The sequence below is a fragment of the Undibacterium cyanobacteriorum genome (assembly GCF_031326225.1).
Classification (GTDB): Bacteria; Pseudomonadota; Gammaproteobacteria; order Burkholderiales; family Burkholderiaceae_D; genus Undibacterium; species Undibacterium cyanobacteriorum.
Genome location: NZ_CP133720.1, coordinates 1,495,919 through 1,515,066 on the forward strand (window position 1 = coordinate 1,495,919; position 19,148 = coordinate 1,515,066).

General features: G+C 48.9%; 13 protein-coding genes. 8 read left to right on the forward strand and 5 right to left on the reverse strand.

What is annotated here, in order from left to right; genetic code table 11:
• Positions 1 to 26 precede the first annotated feature (26 nt).
• The 5 genes from kdpB to RF679_RS06190 form a co-directional block, all read right to left on the reverse strand.
• Positions 27 to 2,081, reverse strand: coding sequence for a potassium-transporting ATPase subunit KdpB (kdpB, locus tag RF679_RS06175; protein WP_373921758.1), 2,055 nt, complete (start codon positions 2,079 to 2,081; stop codon positions 27 to 29).
• 82 nt (positions 2,082 to 2,163) lie between these two features.
• On the reverse strand, positions 2,164 to 3,951 hold the full coding sequence (kdpA, locus tag RF679_RS06180) for a potassium-transporting ATPase subunit KdpA (protein ID WP_309483345.1): 1,788 nt from the start codon (positions 3,949 to 3,951) through the stop codon (positions 2,164 to 2,166).
• On the reverse strand, positions 3,951 to 4,040 hold the full coding sequence (kdpF, locus tag RF679_RS18900; protein WP_373921745.1) for a K(+)-transporting ATPase subunit F: 90 nt from the start codon (positions 4,038 to 4,040) through the stop codon (positions 3,951 to 3,953). The genes kdpA and kdpF overlap by 1 nt, the downstream gene beginning before the upstream one ends.
• 311 nt (positions 4,041 to 4,351) lie before the next feature.
• Complete coding sequence (locus RF679_RS06185; protein WP_309483346.1) at positions 4,352 to 5,140, reverse strand: TorF family putative porin; 789 nt, start codon at positions 5,138 to 5,140, stop codon at positions 4,352 to 4,354.
• 278 nt (positions 5,141 to 5,418) lie between these two features.
• Positions 5,419 to 6,078, reverse strand: coding sequence for an energy transducer TonB (locus RF679_RS06190; protein WP_309483347.1), 660 nt, complete (start codon positions 6,076 to 6,078; stop codon positions 5,419 to 5,421).
• A gap of 396 nt (positions 6,079 to 6,474) precedes the next feature.
• On the opposite strand from RF679_RS06190, the gene RF679_RS06195 reads away from it, so the two are divergent.
• The 8 genes from RF679_RS06195 (at position 6,475) to RF679_RS06230 (ending at position 19,146) form a co-directional block, all read left to right on the forward strand.
• The gene (locus tag RF679_RS06195) at positions 6,475 to 7,122 is read left to right on the forward strand and encodes a response regulator transcription factor (protein WP_309483348.1); all 648 of its coding nucleotides are present in this window, start codon (positions 6,475 to 6,477) and stop codon (positions 7,120 to 7,122) included.
• 13 nt (positions 7,123 to 7,135) lie between these two features.
• Positions 7,136 to 8,683, forward strand: coding sequence for an ATP-binding protein (locus RF679_RS06200; protein ID WP_309483349.1), 1,548 nt, complete (start codon positions 7,136 to 7,138; stop codon positions 8,681 to 8,683).
• A gap of 556 nt (positions 8,684 to 9,239) precedes the next feature.
• A complete protein-coding gene (locus RF679_RS06205; protein WP_309483350.1) occupies positions 9,240 to 11,465 on the forward strand; it encodes a carboxy terminal-processing peptidase in 2,226 nt (741 codons plus the stop codon).
• Between the two features lie 246 nt (positions 11,466 to 11,711).
• Positions 11,712 to 12,503 carry a c-type cytochrome gene (locus RF679_RS06210; RefSeq protein WP_309483351.1) on the forward strand — a complete coding sequence of 264 codons (792 nt, stop codon included), beginning with the start codon at positions 11,712 to 11,714 and terminating at the stop codon, positions 12,501 to 12,503.
• The gene (locus tag RF679_RS06215; RefSeq protein WP_309483352.1) at positions 12,500 to 13,870 is read left to right on the forward strand and encodes a cytochrome c; all 1,371 of its coding nucleotides are present in this window, start codon (positions 12,500 to 12,502) and stop codon (positions 13,868 to 13,870) included. The genes RF679_RS06210 and RF679_RS06215 overlap by 4 nt, the downstream gene beginning before the upstream one ends.
• Positions 13,871 to 14,158: 288 nt before the next feature.
• Entirely contained in the window at positions 14,159 to 16,861 is a 2,703-nt protein-coding gene (locus RF679_RS06220; RefSeq protein ID WP_309483353.1) for a M1 family metallopeptidase, read from the forward strand.
• Positions 16,862 to 17,153: 292 nt separating this feature from the next.
• Positions 17,154 to 18,404, forward strand: coding sequence for an efflux RND transporter periplasmic adaptor subunit (locus RF679_RS06225; protein ID WP_309483354.1), 1,251 nt, complete (start codon positions 17,154 to 17,156; stop codon positions 18,402 to 18,404).
• Between the two features lie 79 nt (positions 18,405 to 18,483).
• Entirely contained in the window at positions 18,484 to 19,146 is a 663-nt protein-coding gene (locus tag RF679_RS06230; protein WP_309483355.1) for an ABC transporter ATP-binding protein, read from the forward strand.
• Positions 19,147 to 19,148 lie beyond the last annotated feature (2 nt).

Below are 19,148 nucleotides of genomic sequence, written 5' to 3' on the forward strand. Positions count from 1 at the left end.
GATGAAATTAAATGGCGCAACAGGGTTTAGACGAAACCACAAGCGGTGAGTACCAGATCAATCAATTTGATACCGATGAAGGGAACGATTAAGCCACCTAAACCGTAAATGAGAAGATTATTTCTCAGTAGGGTGGCCGCGCCCAGTGCACGGTAGGTCACGCCTTTCAGAGCTAAGGGGATCAAGAAAATAATGATGAGTGCATTAAAAATGACCGCCGAAAGAATCGCACTATTGGGACTATGCAAATGCATCAAATTGAGAGCGTCAAGTTGCGGATAGGTCAGCGCAAATGCAGCGGGAATGATGGCGAAGTATTTAGCAACGTCGTTCGCAATGCTGAAGGTCGTCAGTGAACCCCGTGTCATCAGCATTTGTTTCCCGATCTCAACAATTTCAATCAATTTGGTTGGATTAGAATCGAGGTCGACCATATTGCCAGCCTCTTTCGCGGCTTGAGTGCCACTATTCATCGCCACCGCGACATCGGCTTGCGCGAGTGCTGGGGCATCATTAGTACCGTCGCCGGTCATTGCCACCAATTTTCCTTGCGCTTGATGGGAACGTATCAAACTCAGCTTGTCTTCGGGTTTTGCTTCTGCGAGGAAGTCATCAACGCCGGCTTCAGCAGCGATCGCTGCCGCAGTTAGACGATTGTCACCGGTGATCATGATGGTCTTAATTCCCATTTGTCGTAACTCCGCGAAGCGCTCCTTGATGCCGCCTTTGACGATATCTTTGAGCTCAACCACGCCCATGACACGTTGATCGTCGATCACCACCAAAGGTGTGCTGCCGCGACGGGCAATTTGATCAACCGTCTCGCTCACAGCGGGCGGAAGTTTGGACCCGAATTGTTCGAGGTAGAGTTGGATGGCATCAGCGGATCCTTTGCGCAGACAACGCGGGTCGCGATCATGCGGTAAATCGACACCACTCATTCTCGTCTGCGCCGAAAATGCAACGAAGTTCGCACCGATCATGCTCGTTTCGCGTTGCCGTAACTGAAAGCGATTTTTGGCAAGCACGACGATGGAGCGGCCTTCGGGCGTTTCATCAGCAAGTGATGCTAGTTGAGCGACGTCTGCTAATTCTTCTTCTTTGATGCCCGGTGCAGGAAAGAAAGCGCTAGCTTGTCGATTTCCCAGTGTGATCGTGCCGGTTTTGTCGAGTAACAGCACGTCGACATCGCCAGCAGCTTCCACGGCTCGACCAGAGTTGGCGATGACATTGGCTTGCATCATACGACTCATGCCCGCGACACCAATCGCCGAGAGTAGGCCACCGATGGTGGTCGGAATCAGGCACACGAGTAGAGCAATCAAGACGGTCATGCTAACCACTTCACCTTTTCCAGCAGCGACGACACTATAGTAAGAAAACGGTAGTAAGCTAACCGTCGCCAGCAGAAAAATAATGCTGAGTGCCACCAACAGGATGCTCAGGGCGATCTCGTTGGGAGTCTTCTGGCGTTTTGCGCCTTCGACCATGGCAATCATTTTGTCGAGAAATGCTTCGCCAGGATTGACGCTGACGCGAACGATGATCCAATCGGACAAGACTTTGGTGCCACCAGTCACGGTATTGAAATCACCGCCAGCCTCGCGTATCACTGGTGCTGATTCCCCGGTGATGGCAGACTCGTCGACTGAGGCCACACCTTCGATGACTTCACCGTCGACTGGAACGATATCGCCAGCTTCGATTAGAACCACATCACCTTTGACTAAGCTTGAGCCGTTGACGAGCAGCCGCGTGGCGTCAAGTCTGGGTGCGATCAATTTCTTGGCACGTACATCTTGTTTGGCTTCTCGCAGCGCAGCCGCCTGCGCTTTACTGCGGCCCTCGGCGAGCGCTTCGGCAAAATTAGCAAATAAGACGGTGAACCATAGCCATAAGCTGATTGCGATGATGAAAGGCGCAGGTGCTTCGCTTTTGCTTATCAAGGCCTGCAGCGCAAGGGCCGTGGTGAATACACTGCCGACATAGACAATCAACATGACGGGGTTTCTTAATTGAGTTCGTGGATGCAATTTGCGAAATGCGGCCTTCAACGCAGGCAGCAAAATCTCTGAACTCATGAGTGACTGTTGTAATGGATAAGTCATACAATTCTACTTTCGTTGGTGCTTAAGAATGACGGTTAGTGTTCTTCGCCGAGTCTTACTTCGGTAACAGCATGAAGTGCTCGATAATAGGACCCAAGGACAACGCAGGAATGTAGGTGAGGGCGCCAACAATCAAAACGGTGCCGACCAACAGCACGACAAATAAAGGCCCCTGGGTGGGTAGTGTTCCGGCACTTTCCTGTAAGCGTTTCTTCTGCGCTAAGGAGCCGGCGATCGCCAAGACTGGAACAATGATCCAGAAGCGGCCACACCACATGGCGATTGCGGTGCTGATGTTGTAGAACGGTGTGTTCGCTGACAAACCAGCAAAGGCGCTACCGTTATTGTTGGCAGCCGAACTATAGGCATACAAAATTTCGGAGAAACCGTGCGCGCCAGGGTTTGCCAGTCCGGCCAGTCCATCGGGATGAATCACTGCAAGTGCGCTGAAGCCGAGGACCAACAGAGGAGTAATCAGGATCGCCAGTGCGACCATCTTCATCTCATAGGCTTCGATTTTCTTGCCGAGATATTCGGGGGTTCGGCCTATCATCAAACCTGCGATAAACACGGCTAATATCGCAAAGATCAGCATGCCATACAGACCAGAGCCGACGCCACCAAATACGACTTCACCGAGTTGCATCAGAACCATCGGTACCAAGCCACCTAAAGGGGTAAATGAATCATGCATGCCATTGACTGCACCACACGAAGCGGAAGTCGTAATGGCAGCAAATAGGGCGGTTGCGGTCGTACCGAAGCGGCTTTCTTTCCCTTCCATATTGCCTAGGCTTTGATCAATACCGAGATCGAGGATGCCCGGATTGGCTTGTTGTTCGGCGAGCATGGCAAAAACGGCGAAGGTGATAAACAAGATGCTCATACTGAGCAAGATCACCCATCCCTGTTTGGCGTTGCCTATCATGCGACCAAAGCTAAAACACAGTGCAGCAGGAAGCAAAAAGATGGCAATCATTTGCATGAAGTTTGACAGCGGCGTCGGATTTTCAAACGGATGGGCCGAGTTGGCATTGAAGAAGCCACCGCCATTGGTGCCGAGCAATTTGACTGCTTCTTGCGAGGCGACCGGTCCCATCGGCAGCGATTGTGTGGTTTGTGTCTTTGTTTCAGTGACCGCAGCTCCATTGGCATCGAGGCGTGGTTTTCCGTCGACATTCATTACGGGCGCTTGATACTGCTGTACTTCGACAAGTTCTGCGGTCTGGTAAGCAGCGAAATTTTGAATGACGCCTTGCCCCATCAATAAAGCCGCGAAGACAATACTCAGGGGTAGCAAAATGTAGAGGGTGCTACGCACTAAATCGACATAGAAGTTACCGACGGTTTTACTGGAGTGGCGAGCGAAACCACGTATTAATGCAATGACGACGACAATGCCGGTCGCAGCAGAAAAGAAATTTTGTACTGTGAGCCCTAACATTTGCGTCAAATAGCTCATGCTTGATTCACCGCTGTAGGATTGCCAGTTGGTGTTACTGACAAAACTAATTGCTGTATTGAACGCTGAATCAGGACTGGGGGCGGGCATATTTTGTGGATTGAATGGCAGCCATATTTGTAGTCGTTGCAGTGCGTAGACCACCAAGACGCCAAGGAAATTAAAGGCTAACAATGCCAGTGCATAGGGTTTCCATCCCGATTCACTCTTCGCATCAATACCGGACAGTCTATAAATTGCCCTTTCGATCGGCCCAAGTACGCGGCTCAGAAAATGCATTTCGCCTTGCATCACGCGTTCGATATAAGAGCCAAGAGGGTAGGCAAGAATGCCGAGAACGATCAGAAATATTCCCAGCTGAACAAGGATTGAATGATTCATCAGAATGCCTCCGGATTAATCAGTGCGTACACGAGGTAGGCTAAGAGGAGTAGCGCAATGACAGCGCCCGCAATGTAGAAACCAAGCATTATTCACCTCCCAAACGACGACAGAGAGAGAGCAAAGCAAGTGTCAGGATGAGCAGGAGCATCGATCCAATTAAATAGCTAATATCCATGAGAATTCCTACTGAAAGTGTGAATGTGCTGCCAATTCAAAGTGAGTTGAACGAAGCTGAATTAATCGACGCTGAGTTGAACTCATTTGTATTGAGAAGCAGCTTATTCTTCGGTATGTAAAGATGTCGTTTAACTTCGGGCGAGAGGTGTAAAAAAGTTGTAAACAAAGGCCTAGTTCACACACTCTCTCCATAGTTCGAAAGTGACAACACCGGTGGTGTTTAGAAGGCCTTTACAAGACTCGCTACTAAGCCTCGTTTGCCAAGATTTTTTGTATTGGCAGGTGAGCTATAGAAGTTGGGATTGGCATTGGTGCTGATGACAGCAAGACTCACATTCAAGCCATCACCGACATCTTTAGTGATTCCGATCTTGTAGTCTTGATAGCTGGCGAGTTGACGGTTGACGCCATTGACGAATTGTTTTCCAGCGTGAAGATTGATAGTCCACCGTGGCGCAACTTCAAGGTTGCTGCCGATATCGAGGTAATTACTGCGCTTGCTGTCAACGATGCCAAACAGATTACTGACGGCATGCGAAAGCTTGAAATAGTGTGAACCATAGTTGACTTGCGCATAGATCTCGAGCGTATTGGCATTGCGCAAACCTATCGTATCGAGACGATTATTGAGGTAGACGTAGGCGAGGCTGCCAAGGTCGAGGCTGGCATCATCATTCAGACTGATTTTTCTTCCGGCGTAGAGATCCCATTCCATAGGAGTAGCACCCGCTTTCGGTGTATCGCGTATCCAAGTAATCGTCGATATCCAGGTGCCGGCGTAGTAACCTGTCGCAGGTAAATTGAAATCGGCACCGCCTTGCACAGCGGCTTCCAATCGGGATTGTGAAATGCCGCGGTAACGATAGTCACTAGTCGCGCCAAGGTTAAAGCTGAGTGTCGAGTCGTCTGAAGTTTTGTTGGCTTCGGTTTGTGCCAAACAGTCTGTTTGGGTCGCGAAGCCTAGTAGTAGGGCGACGCTTGAATGTTGAATGATTGTGAATAGTTTCATGGCTATGCTCCTTCGACAAAGTTGATCACGAGCGCACTTGGAAAGGATGCGTGTGCTCGCTCTAGATAGTCAAAATTGTAGAGAGAGCGATATAAAGAAGTCGTAAAGAGTTCGGTGTTTGCTGTCGTGATCGCGTAAAGAAAAAAAGCGCGACTCGAAGATTCGACGTCGCGCTAAAGAGGAGGGTAAACTTTACGAAGTGAACTACTCGGAAAAAATGAGATGCCTCGAATGCAGAGCGCAGCGGACTGGTCGACTATGCTCTCGCAGATAGAGGTTTAGTTAATGGTCCAAGCGTACTGCAATTTCGCCCATGATTTTTCAGGTACCCCATCGACAGTGCCAGGCTTGAATTTACATAAAGCCAAACCATTGACGGCGGCTTTATCGAGGGCTTTTGAACCACTCGATTTTTCGATGCGGCTTTCCAAAACCTGGCCATTGGGTCCGATCAACATCGCTAAGAACACGACACCTTCTTCGCCAAGCGCCAAAGAGCGCGGTGGATATTCAGGTTTATCGCAAGCCTTAGCGTCGACGACCGCAGCAACATGCACTGGCGCGTGTTCTTTAGTGATAGTCGTTGTGTTTGGATCAGATCCAGGCTCCGTTTTTGTGAACCCCTTGTTTTCAGGCACCACCTGAGTGCCTGTTACGCTTGTCTCGAAAGTCGCTCTTTCAACTTCAACTTCTGGCGGAGGGAAAAAACTTTGCGATGGTGGTGGCAACACCTTGCTATGGTCAACTTCAATATCAATTGGCTTAGGTGGTTCAGTCAACTTTGGCGGATCGATCACGTCGATGATACGTTTTTCATCGCGATGAATGACCTGTACCGCTTGCATGGCGATCCATAACATGATGGCGTGTGCGCCAACCGCAAATGCGAGTGAAGGTAATTTGCTCTTTGGGCTTTGTGCTGTGGTGTGGAAGTCCATGATCTGCTCCAATTGAAAAGTTCGTTTAAAACACGGTAGGCACTTTCCGTAAGTCATTTGTGCGTATCGTTGGAATTAGAATATGCTAGTAACTAGCAATTTGCAAGTTATTTGAAAGGTATTTTTGAATCCTATTTGATTTCTGTTTGGTTTCGTTAATCAGAGGAAAATAGGTTTGCTCCTTTCAAACCAGGATTTCAACTGAAGAAAGTCTCGTTAAAACAAAGGCTTATAGGTAATTGCTGAAATATTTGGTGCGCGCGGAAGCTATGCGATACACTGTCTCAAAATTGCTAGTTACTAGCAAAAATATTGCGAAAAGTTTCTGTGAACGATTCACTTGTCTTGAGACGATCCAGTAAGTAAATAATAAATTGACAATTTGTAGGGGGAGTTATGTCCGATGAAGCGAGAATCCGAGTCTGCTTGGCCGATGATCATCCCATTGTGATGAAGGGTTTTGCCATGTCCCTGGAAGCTGAGGGAATGGATGTGGTGGGACAGGCGCGTACGCCGCAAGAGGCGGTGAGCATGTACCGCGAGTTGCATCCCGACGTGATGGTGTTCGATATTCGATTTGGTGCGGAACTCACTGGCCTCGATGCAGCGAAAGAGATTCTGCAAACGCAACCGCATGCGAATATCGTGTTTCTCAGTCAGTTTGACCAAGATGCCTTGATCAAAGAAACTTACCGCATCGGCGCGCGGGCGTTCGTGACCAAGGATTGTGATCCGGCCGAGTTGGCCACGGCGGTACAAAAAGCTAGTGAAGCAGAATTGTATTTCATGCCCAGTATCGCCGAGCGTTTGGCGAATTTGTCGGTGCGCGGAGATCCTTCACCACAAACTTTACTCGACGAGCGCAGTCTGCAAATCTTCATCATGATGGCTGAAGGTTTGACCAATGTGGAGATGGCTGAAAAGCTAGACCTGTCGCAGAAAACGATCAGTAACATCAGCCAGTCTGTCAAAGAAAAGTTGGGCATACATCGACCAGCGCTGATTACCAAATTGGCTGTAAAACATGGTTTGATTGAGCCCTAAGATTGGGAAGTGAATGAGTTGGCCATCCGTGTTTCATAAAGCGCTTACATCATTGAAGAATATGGTGCGCCAGCTCTCCTGGCAGCATTGGAGTATTCGACAACGCATTTTGTTGATCGCGATCTTTCCGATTGTGTATTTGTTTGGGGCGACTGTGTGGTACTCCTACTATTCACGCTTTAAAGAGGTTCATGAAGATCTAGACGGGCGCGCAAAACTAATCTCAACCGCATTGGCGGAAGGACTTGAACAGCACTTGGTGTCGAGTAATGACAAGGCAGTCAAGCAGATGATTTATGGAGTGATGCAGTCTGATCGCAGCATCTACAGGATCGACGTCTATGATCCCTTTCATCAAGAAATAACACACGTTGAAAATAGCCTCGGTGTAAAGCCAGAATCACATTCAACTGAATTGCCGATCCTGAAGCAAGTTATTTGGGCGAATATCTTATTGGACGAGACTTCCAAGGCTAAGCTTGAAAAGTCGGGTACTGGAAAAGAACGCTCGAGCCAAGTTTTAGGTTTTGTTAAAGTGACGATGACGCATAGTTATCTGCTGGCCAGGCAGAAGGTCAGATTTGGTGTCGAACTTTTCATGTCGGTGCTGGCATTATCAATTAGCGGTGTTGTAGCTTGGATGCTTTCAACCAGTCTTACGCGACCTTTACGTGATGCGATTGAAGTCTTGCGTTCCATTCGTGCGGGGCAAACGAAACAAGAACTCGAATTGAGTTCGGGTGGCGAAATCGGTGAGTTGCAGCAATCGATCAATGAAATGGCAGAAAGCCTTGATCAAGCACGGCAAAACTTAGAAGCCAAAGTTGCAGAACGAACCCATGAGTTGATGCTTTCTCGCAATGAGGCTTTGAAGGCTGATGCTGAGAAGCGTCGTTTGATTCAAAAGGTGAACGCGATTGTAGAAGCAGAGCGCCAGAGCATCGCTGTCGAAATCCATGACGAACTGAATGCTTCTTTGATCGCAGTACGCTTAGAAGCTGAACGGATTGCGCGCATCGCTGCAAAAGCGCAACTCCAGAGCGAAACGACGTCTGATCCCAAAGTTTTTGATGATATCCAAGCGCGCGCAAAGAACGTGGTCGAAATGGCGCTTGGGCTGTATGCGAACGGCCGCAATCTAGTGCGACGCTTGCGCCCAGAAGTGTTGGAGGTAATGGGTTTGCGCGGCGCCATTGAGGAGATGCTGCGCTTGTATAACGAGGGCGGGCAATCCTGTCATTTTAGTTTTCAGTCAGAAGGTGAGTTCTCTAGTTTGTCTTCAGACCTTGCACTCTCCGTGTATCGCATCATTCAAGAGGCGAGTTCCAATATTATGAAACATGCCCAAGCGAGCGAGGCGATGATCGATTTGCGCATGAGGGACGGTCGTTTAGTCATCAAAGTCAGTGATAATGGACACGGGTTTGACACGGAACAGATGAGTGCTGGGATAGGTTTGACCGGAATGCGGGAGCGCTGTGTTTTCTTGAACGGCCATTTCCAAATTGAATCAAAAATAGGCAAGGGCACCGAGGTGCAAATCGATTTGCCGATCACATAGCGAGGGACTCAAGAAAAGAAGCGCGGAGGCAGGCCTTCAGAAGATGATATTTTGTATCGAATTGTTAGCATTTTGAGGCGAAATTGTGTTCTTGTTCGTCACGTTATCTGGCTCAATTCACTCCAGAAACTATAAGAATACGATCTTTTAGAGAGAACTTTCTCCTTTTTACGTGGTCAAGTAAAGGTCGCAGTGTAGGCAACTAGACGGATTGCCTGCCGCGCTTTGTGATGAAACCGTGATTTCAACAGAAGCGGAGTGCTGCCGAGAGGCATAACTAGTGGTATGCTTGCAGCGTCGATCGCAAAGAGGCTCTGGTAGGACTCAAGCGATGGTGTTGTCAATATTTATTCGTGTTTTAAAAATGGCAATGAAATGCGTGATGTTGATTTTAATTCTGACAGATTTAGTTTAGTGCTTGATGAATGTTGGCATCCTCGATGGTGAATCTGTATAACGCGAATAATGGAAATAAGCGGGTCATGGAACTCTGTAGCGTGCTTGTCTAGCGAGTGAGGCTGTCAGACATTGAAATGATCCGAATTGGAGATTGAAGATGAAGAAAACTTTGATAAGTATCGCCCTCGGTTTGGTGATTAGTACGCACTTTGCCACCGCCCAACCGAACTCGCAACCAGCGACCCCTGCCAACCCTAAAGCACCTCTGCTTGTCACCGAATTCCGACCACAGCCGCAACAAATTCAAGCTGCCAATATGACGGCGGAATTTTTGACGCGTTTTCATTACAAAGCGACTCCACTCGATGACGAAATGTCGGCTAAGACATTTGATCGCTATCTGAAGTCGCTCGATCCAGATCACGTGTTTTTCTTACAGAGCGATATCGATGTTTTTAACAGCGCAAGAACGCGCTTGGACGACGCGATTTTGAATCAAGATTTGAGTGTGCCATTCGCGATGTTCAATTTGTATCAGAAGCGTTTCAAAGAACGCCTGACATATGCACGTGAATTGCTCGATAGTGAGTTTGATTTCACTGTCAACGAAGGCTATAAGTATCAACGCGAGAAAGAGCCATGGCCAAAAGACGAAGTGGCGATGCGTGAGCTCTGGCGTCAACGCGTCAAGAATGATTGGCTACGCTTGAAGATTGCCGGCAAAGAAAAAGAAGCGATTCGCACGACTTTGTCTAAGCGTTACGAAACGACCATGACGCGCATGAATAAACTCAAAAGCGAAGATGTGTTCCAGTTATTCATGAACTCGTATGCGATGTCGGTTGAGCCACATACCAATTATTTAGGGCCTAAAGCAGCGGAAGATTTTGATATCGCCATGCGTTTGTCGATGTCTGGTATCGGCGCGACTTTACAAGATCGTGACGAGATGGCGACGATTCGCGAGTTGGTACCTGGTAGCCCAGCGGCTTTGTCAGGCAAGTTGAAAGTGGGTGACAGAATTGTCGGTGTGGGACAAGGTGCCAATGCGCCCACGGTTGATGTCATGGGTTGGCGTCTGGATGACGTGGTCGCTTTGATTCGCGGTCAAAAAGATACTTCCGTGACCTTAGATGTGTTGCCAGCGGATGCAGGACCAGATGGTAAACATGTGACCGTAGTGCTGGTGCGTAACAAGATCACGCTAGAACAGCAGGCAGCGAAAAAATCGATTATGGAAGTGAAGTCAGGTGACGCCACACGCCGTATTGGTGTCATCGCATTGCCGACTTTCTACCAAGATTTCGACGCCCGTCGTCGTGGCGACAAAGACTTCAAGAGCGCGACGCGCGACGTAGCCCGTTTGTTGGGTGAACTCAAGAAGGAGAAGGTTGATAGCGTCTTGATCGATCTGCGTGACAATGGTGGTGGTTCTTTGAATGAAGCGGTCGAATTGACTAGCTTGTTCATCGGCAAAGGCCCAGTGGTGCAACAGAAAAATGCACAGGGCCGAGTTCATGTCGAGCGCGACGGAGCTGGTGTGATTGCTTGGGATGGCCCAATGGGCGTTTTGATTAATCGTGGATCCGCCTCAGCTTCTGAAATTTTTGCGGCGGCAATTCAAGACTATGGTCGCGGTTTAATTATCGGTGAAAATAGTTTTGGTAAAGGCACTGTGCAAACCGTGATCAGTTTGGATCAAATGGCGCGTAGTGACAAACCTCAATACGGTGATTTGAAAATGACGGTGGCGCAGTTCTTCCGCGTCAATGGTGGTACGACTCAATTGCGCGGCGTGACACCAGACATCGCTTATCCTAGCTTTGTGGATGCCGACACTTACGGTGAATCGGCGTATGAAAATGCCTTACCTTGGGTGCAAATCAAACCAGCAGATTACCAAACCGTGGGTAATTTGAAAGACGTGCAAGGCATGCTGCAAGTGCGCCATGAAATGCGTATTTCCAAAGACAAGGAATTCCAATTCATTAAAGAAGATATCGCTGAATACAAACAGCAAAAAGAGAAGAAAGAGATTTCTTTGAATGAAGCAGAGCGTCGTGCCGAACGTGATGCACGTGAGAAGAAAATCAAAGAACGCGAAGCCTACCGCGCCTCGCTCGATTGCAAAGAAAAATCTTCGGAAAAATGTTTGAAAGCGAAATCCAAACTCAATAACAATCAAGACGATGGCTTGCAAGGAAATGAGCGCAGTTTGGCTGCCGAATTGGCTGAAGAAAAAGCCAATAAGGAAGCGAAAGACGTGTTTTTGTTAGAAGCTGCCAACATCTTGAGTGATGAGATTGAACTCATCAAAACCAATAAGAAAATCGCCGCAGAAGTGATGCCGAAGTTAGCTGGCAAAACTAAAGAAGCACAGTGATTTTTCGTTTGGTTTGACGTTTGAATTTTGATCTGGAAGTTTTGAATCCAGTGAGCCCAATATGGGTTCACTGGATTTTTAGTTTGATCGCACTAACGGTATTTTTGTTTGCCCCGCATTGAACACTTCGCCGCTTTACCCGAAGTTCTTTCAATTTGTTTTTTATCCTGTCCCCCCATGGTATTTCGATTTCCTTCTTTAGCGCTATTGCGCTCGGCACAGATGCAAGTGCATGTGTCAAATTACATGTCTTCTCGACTAGGCTCATTACATCTCGTTATGGTACTGACGCTGGGTATGAGCGTGACAGGTTTGGTCGGTGCGCAAAATGGCGATAGCAAAGTAACGCAGGCCGCTTCGTCCTTGCCTGTTTTCACCGACAGCATCGAGCAACGAGTCCAAGCTTGTGTCGGTTGCCATGGCGATCAAGGTCGTTCGACTAATCAAGGATATTTCCCGCGTATTGCGGGCAAACCAGCGGGTTATCTCTTCAATCAATTATTGAATTTTCGTGAGCGCAAGCGCACTTACCCTCAAATGAATTACCTCGTGGCGCATCTGTCTGACGCTTATCTGCAGGAGATGGCGCAATACTTTGCATCACAAAATCCACCTTATGCAGCGCCAGTTGCGAGCGCGGCCAGTGCGACAGTGTTGGAACGCGGTAAAGCCTTGGTGATGCAAGGTGACAAGCAACGTGCTTTGCCTGCCTGTATTAGTTGCCACGGCGATCGATTGACAGGTGAAGCGCCTTTCGTGCCAGGCTTGCTCGGTCTCCCGCGTGATTATCTTGTCAGTCAGCTTGGCGCATGGCAAACCGGAAATCGACGCGCCCATTCGCCTGACTGTATGGCGGAAATCTCGAAAAAATTGCGTGCAGATGATATCGAAGCGGTCTCAACTTGGTTGGCCAATCAAGCGATCCCACAAGACACCAAACCCGCGCCAGCACGTGCTACAGCATCAGCAACAGTGCGAGCTAATCAAACGAGCACCGCAACAGCATGGCCCATGCAATGTGGGAGCATACAACCATGAAGCATATCCAACTAATGAAGAAACTGGTGTTGTTTGCACTGGGTTTGTTGGTACTCGCTGTCGCAGGTCTGGGTATCTATGGTTATTGGGGGCTTGATCAACATATCCTTAGTCCGACCAATTCAGCCAACTCAGCTGGTGCAGCCAATGCTGTCAGCATAGCGACCCCAGAGAGTGAGTTAGCGCGTGGCGCTTACCTCGTCAAGCAAGCCAATTGCATGGCTTGTCATACCGCGGCGGGTGGTCAGCCTTACGCCGGTGGGCGATTATTACGTTCTGCCTATGGCGATTTTTATGCGCCCAATATTACATCTGATAAAACGCATGGAATCGGTACTTGGTCCGCTGATGATTTTTGGAATGCACTTCACAATGGCAAGGGCAAGGGAGGGCGGCTTCTTTATCCTGCTTTCCCATTCGAAAATTACACGCACATCACACGTGCTGACGCGGATGCGATGTGGCGCTATCTGCAGACTTTGCCTGCTGTGGCTCAAGCTAATCAAGAACATCGCTTGGACTTTCCTTACAATCAAAGATGGACTCTGGCGTGGTGGCGTGCCTTGTACTTCCGGACTGGTGAGTTACCTTATCAAGCGCAACAAACGGCGAGCTGGAACCGCGGCGCGTATTTGGTGCGTGCCTTAGGGCACTGTAGTGCATGTCATGCGACGCGCAATGGCTTAGGCGGCAGCAGTGGAAGTGCAGACTTATCTGGCGCGACCATGTTTGCGTCGCTTTGGTATGCACCATCCTTGCAAGATGCGCGTGATAGTCACGTGGCGTCGTTTTCAAGTGAAGAATTAGCGCAACTGTTACAGCAAGGACAAAATCAACATCGCGCACTGTTAGGGCCGATGGCTGAAGTCGTCAAGACCAGTCTGCAGGGTTGGCGCGATGACGACGTGGCTGCGATGACAGAATATTTGCAGACAGAAGCGCGTCGGTCTAGCACCAAGCCTGTGAAAGAGGCAGATTTCCTTGATCGCAGTTTGCAGAGGGCGAGCGTGAGTCAAGAGGAGTTGGAAGTTTTGATGATTCGAGGAGAAAAACTGTATCGGCAACATTGTGCCGCATGCCATCTTGATGATGGTAAAGGTCGGTATGGTATTTACCCGAGATTAGCCGGAAATGCATCTGTGCAACGCGATTCCAGCAGTAATTTGATCCGAGCAATTTTGGCGGGTGGCTTTGCACCGTCGACCGAGAAACATCCACGTCCGTTCGGCATGCCACCATTTTCTTATGTTCTCGATGATACCGAAGTCGCTCTGGTCGCGACCTATGTGCGTAATAGCTGGGGTAATAGAGCGAGTATAGTCAGTCCGAGTGAGGTGAATGCGTATCGCACGGTTTCACTGGATTAATTTTGACTTATGGTGTCTGAGCATGGTGTGATCATGGTGTGGTCCTAGAGTAATCCTATCTGGCACAGGCATTGAACTTTTTGATGTGCCATCGTTCCAAGCTTTTGTTGTTTGTAAAATAGGCAAGTGTTTGTCTGATGTCGAAACAGAGAACGATGTCACGCAAATCTGGCTGAGAATGTAGTCAGCACCTCACTCGTTAAAGAATGGAATAGTTAAAAAATAGTTCGGCATTCACTCTGCAATGCTGAATAAGGAATACCACAATAAAAAGGAAGAGGGAAAAGTATGAAACGTAGTTTGATTTCTGTCGCCGTCTTGGCGCTGACTTTGGGCGCAACTGCCGCAGTAGCAGGCGTGGCCAATGCGACAACTGCTTCGACGCTGCCAACTCATGCAGGGAAGAGTTCGGCGGCGGTTGACTTCGACAAGGTCACGAGCCAATTGCCACGCGGGGTACGTCCATTGCATTACGACGTCTCTGTAACGCCGAACGCGGCGGCAGCGAAGTTCAGCGGTAAAGCCAAAATCAAGCTTGAATTGAGCAAAGCGATGCCGAGCATCACACTCAATGCCATCGACATGCAATTCAAGAATGTGAGCTTGCTTGACGCCAAAGGACGTAAAGTTGGTGCGGAAGCGAAAGTCGAAATTGATGAAAAAAATCAAAGTGCGACCTTCAGTTTTGGCACGGAGTTGCCCAAGGGGCAGTATCAGTTGAGTATGGATTACGATGGTGTAATCGGTACACAAGCCGTTGGTTTGTTCTCACTCGATTACGAAATGAATGGCGCTAAAAAGCGTGCTCTGTACACCCAGTTTGAAAACTCCGATGCACGTCGCTTTATGCCATCTTGGGATGAGCCCATTTTTAAAGCGACTTTTAATCTGGACGTGACGATTCCGAGCGAACATTTGGCGGTCAGCAATATGCCAGCGGTTGCGACCAAGGATCTTGGTAATGGCAAAACTTGGGTGAAATTTGCGACCTCGCCAAAAATGTCGACTTATCTTTTATTCCTCGGAGTCGGTGAGTTCGATCGTGCGACGATCAAATCACAGGGCGTAGAAATTGGTGTTGTGGCCAAGCGCGGTAGTCTTGAACAAGCCCGCTTTGCCTTAGATGAATCGGCCGGTATTCTGCGCTATTTGAATGATTATTTTGGTGTGCGTTATCCTTTGCCGAAGTTGGATAACGTGGCGGCGCCTGGTCAAAGTCAATTCTTCAGTGCGATGGAAAACTGGGGTGCGATTTTTACGTTTGAAAATGTGCTGTTGTTTGATCCGAAGTATTCGACCCAAGCCGACAAAGAGAACATCTTTATCACCGCCGCACATGAGACAGCGCATCAATGGTTTGGCGATTTGGTCACCATGCAGTGGTGGGATGATTTGTGGTTAAACGAAGGTTTTGCATCGTGGATGGAAAATCGCGTGACGCAAAGTTTGCATCCAGAATGGTTGCCTGAGTTTAATGCGATCGGGGTGCGTGAATCGGCGATGGCACCAGATTCGATGAAAACGACACATCCAGTGGTGCAACATATCGAGACCGTCGAACAAGCCAATCAAGCCTTCGATACGATCACTTACCAAAAGGGTGAAGCCGTCATCCGCATGTTGGAAAATTATGTCGGTGAGGATGCATGGCGCAAGGGCGTGCGTGCGTACATGAAGAAACATGCCTACGGCAGCACGGTGACCAAAGATTTCTTTGATTCGATTGAAAAAGCGGCTGGTAAGCCGATCAAAGCGATCGCTAAAGACTTTACTGAACAACCCGGCGTGCCTATGATTCGGGTCGATGACGTGGTTTGCAAAGATGGCAAATCGATCGTTAGTTTGTCGCAGTTGGAGTTCTCTCGCGATGAACCGCAACGGGCGCCTAAATCTTGGCAAGTTCCGGTGGTAGCCCAAGTCGCAGGTACCAAAGTTGAAGGCCGTACTTTGGTGATGAATGGCAAGGGTAGTTTGACTTTGCCAGCGTGTGGCACTGTGGTGATTAACGCCGGTCAGAATGGTTATTACCGCACCTTGTATGCGCCGAAAGTGTTCAGCCAAATCGCACAAAACTTTGCACAACTGAAGACGATCGATCAAGTCGGAACTTTGGCCGATGTGAATGCCATGGCGGTCGTTGGACATCAACCGATGGCTGATTTTCTGAGTTTGGCGAGTGCCACACCGAACGACGCCAGCCTGCATTTGGCGGCAGCAAGCTTAGGTCGTTTGTCTGGCTACTTGGGCTTCTTGAAAGGTGATGAAGAACGCACGCAGAAATTCAAACAATTTGCCCGTACCAAATTGACGCCAGTGATGAATCGTTTGACGTGGAATGCGAAGCAAGGCGAACCAGGTTATTACGCCAACTTCCGTAGCGAAATGATTGGATTGTTGGCGGGGCTTGATGATGCTGCGACTTTGGCAGAGGCGAAACGACGATTCGAACAAATGGATAGCGATCCAGAAGCCGCACCAGCCAATTTGCGCCGTTTGATTTTGGCGATCGCCGCGCGCAATGCGGATGAGGCGACCTGGAATGCATTGCGCACTCGCGCTCAAAATGAAAAGTCGGCGATGGTCAAAGATAGCCTGTACGTCCTATTAGCCACGGCCAAAGATAAGAAGCTCGCACAACGCGCACTGGATCTGGCATTGACGGAAGAACCTGGTTTGACGACCAGCGCCAGCATGATACGCACCGTCGCTGGTGAGCATACTGAGATGACGTTTGATTTCGTGATGGCGAATTTGCCAGCAGTGAATGCGAAAGTCGACGCGACTTCGCGTAGCCGTTACTTCCCAGGTTTGATCGCCGGCGCTAGTGACTTAGCCATCGTCGACAAACTGAATGCCTACGCCAAAGACAATCTTGATCCAAGCTCACGCGGTGAAATGGAACGTGTGATTGCGGGCATCAAAACGCGTTTGAAAATACGTGATGAACGCGCTCCAGCGATGAAAGCGTGGGTGGATGCGAACATCCATTGATCCGTTCAAGCATCGAAGTAAGTAAGCAACAAACTAAGTCACAAACTAAGCCACAAACAGAAAACCGTGAAGTCATCGCACTTCACGGTTTTTTTTCGTCCTTGAGCTGATGTGCGAATTCGCACTCGCTCGTTCGTAGGCGCACTTCTCATTCATCTCGGGAAAACTTTTAATGATAGCAATTTAATGATAAGTGATTGAATTTAAATGATTAATTTGATTGGTGTGCGCTTGGCACGAGACTTGCAAAAGATAGGGTTGAATCAAACAATAACCCGCAATGGAGTGCAATATGGATCAAGCCATCAATCCTCAAGTCTTACAACAACGGCAACGACGTCGTTGGATGATCGGCGCCGTCGTTGGCTTCGCGATTGTCGGTGCGAGCTGGGGTGTGAACCGTATCGCGACGCAATCGGCTTCTCTGTCGGAATTGCGGGTATCCGAATTGCGTGTGGCGAAGGTCGACAATACGATCAATGCTTCGGGCATTGTGATTCCGGTGCGCGAAGAGCAGCTTTCTAGTCCAGCACAGACCCGCGTTACCAAAGTTGTGGCGAAAGCCGGCCAAACGGTAAAGGCCGGCGATCTGTTGATGGTATTGGATGATCAAGCGATTCGTGTGGCGATTGATAATTTGCGCGAGCAAATTTCGCAGCAAGAAATCCGCGTTCAAACACTTAGCAGCGAGTTAGATGCACAGTTGAAGAAAATCGCCAGTGAAATCGAATTGTTAGAATTGGATTTGCAAAGCAATAAGGTGAAACTCGCACGCTATCAGAAACTTGGTGCGACCGGCATCACCTCACAAGTCGATTTGCAGGCAGCGGAGTTGGCGGTCAAGCGTAATGAAGTGCAACTCCGTCAGCATAAAGAGTCTTTGGTCGACACGCGCAAAACGACCCACAACAATATCGAGAGCGCTCGACTGCAACGCTCGATCTTCCAAAAACAAATGGAATTGCAGCAAAGCCTATTGGCGCAGACTCAGGTCAAAGCACCGTTTGATGGTTTGTTGACCTGGGCGATGACCGATGAGGGCGCCAGCGTCAATACGGGGCAGTTAATTGCGAAAGTCTCTGAGCTCAATAATTTCCGCGTTGAAGCCAGTGTCTCCGATTTCTATGCGCGCTACCTCAATCCAGGGCAAGCGGTGCGGGTGGAATACAGCGGACAGGTGATTCGCGGTGAAGTCCAAACGATCTTGCCGGAAATTCAGAATGGAACCGTTAAGCTCATCGTGAGCTTGGCTGAGCCACATCATCCTGCTTTACGCCACAAACTTCGCGTGGAAACGAATATTGTCACGGATCAAAAAGAGCAAGCCTTGGTAGCCGATGCGGGTCCCGCCATCAACGGCAAAGGCCGGCAAGAAGTCTTTGTTTTGCAAGATGGCACGGCGGTAAAACGTACTGTGGAATTCGGCATGGCCGATGGCAAACATGTGGAAGTGCTTGCCAGTAGCGGTTTGAAAGCGGGCGACAAACTCATCGTCTCCGACGTCAGTAAATTTAAGCACCTCGACAGTTTTCGAGTGCGCTAGGGCGGATGCGATTTCAATTCAACATCCGATTCAAGAATACATCTCAAACAGATTCAGAATTTTAGTGGAAGGAAATCCCATGATAGAACTGCACAAGGTCAGTAAAACATACATGACCGACAAAGTAGAAACCATTGCCTTGCGTGATATTGACTTACGCATAGGAAAAGGCGAGTTTGTTTCGATCATGGGACCGAGTGGGTGCGGCAAAAGTACCTTACTAAATCTTCTTGGTTTGTTAGACAGACCAGGGCAAGGCACAATCAAAGTTGACGGGCAAGAGCTACATCAGTGGAGCGATAAAGAGTTGGCGCAGATGCGCAATAAAACTTTCGGTTTCATTTTTCAAAGCTTCCATTTGATTAATGATCTGCGTGTCATCGATAACGTTGAATTGCCGCTGCTGTATCGCAAATCGACTGCAAAGCAGCGCCGTGAATTGGCTGAACAAGCGCTGGCCAAAGTCGGCCTCAGTGCGCGTATGGAGCATTATCCGAATCAATTATCGGGCGGTCAGCAACAGCGGGTGGCGATCGCGCGTGCCATGGTCGGCCAGCCAGAAATTCTGTTGGCCGATGAGCCGACTGGGAATCTCGATAGTCATATGGGTGCTGAAGTGATGGAGATACTGTTACAGCTCAATCGCGAGGGCACCACCGTGGTGATGGTGACGCATGATGAACGTCATGCCAAACAGAGTGGTCGCATCGTGCGTGTGTTTGATGGCCAATTGGTGTCCTAGGA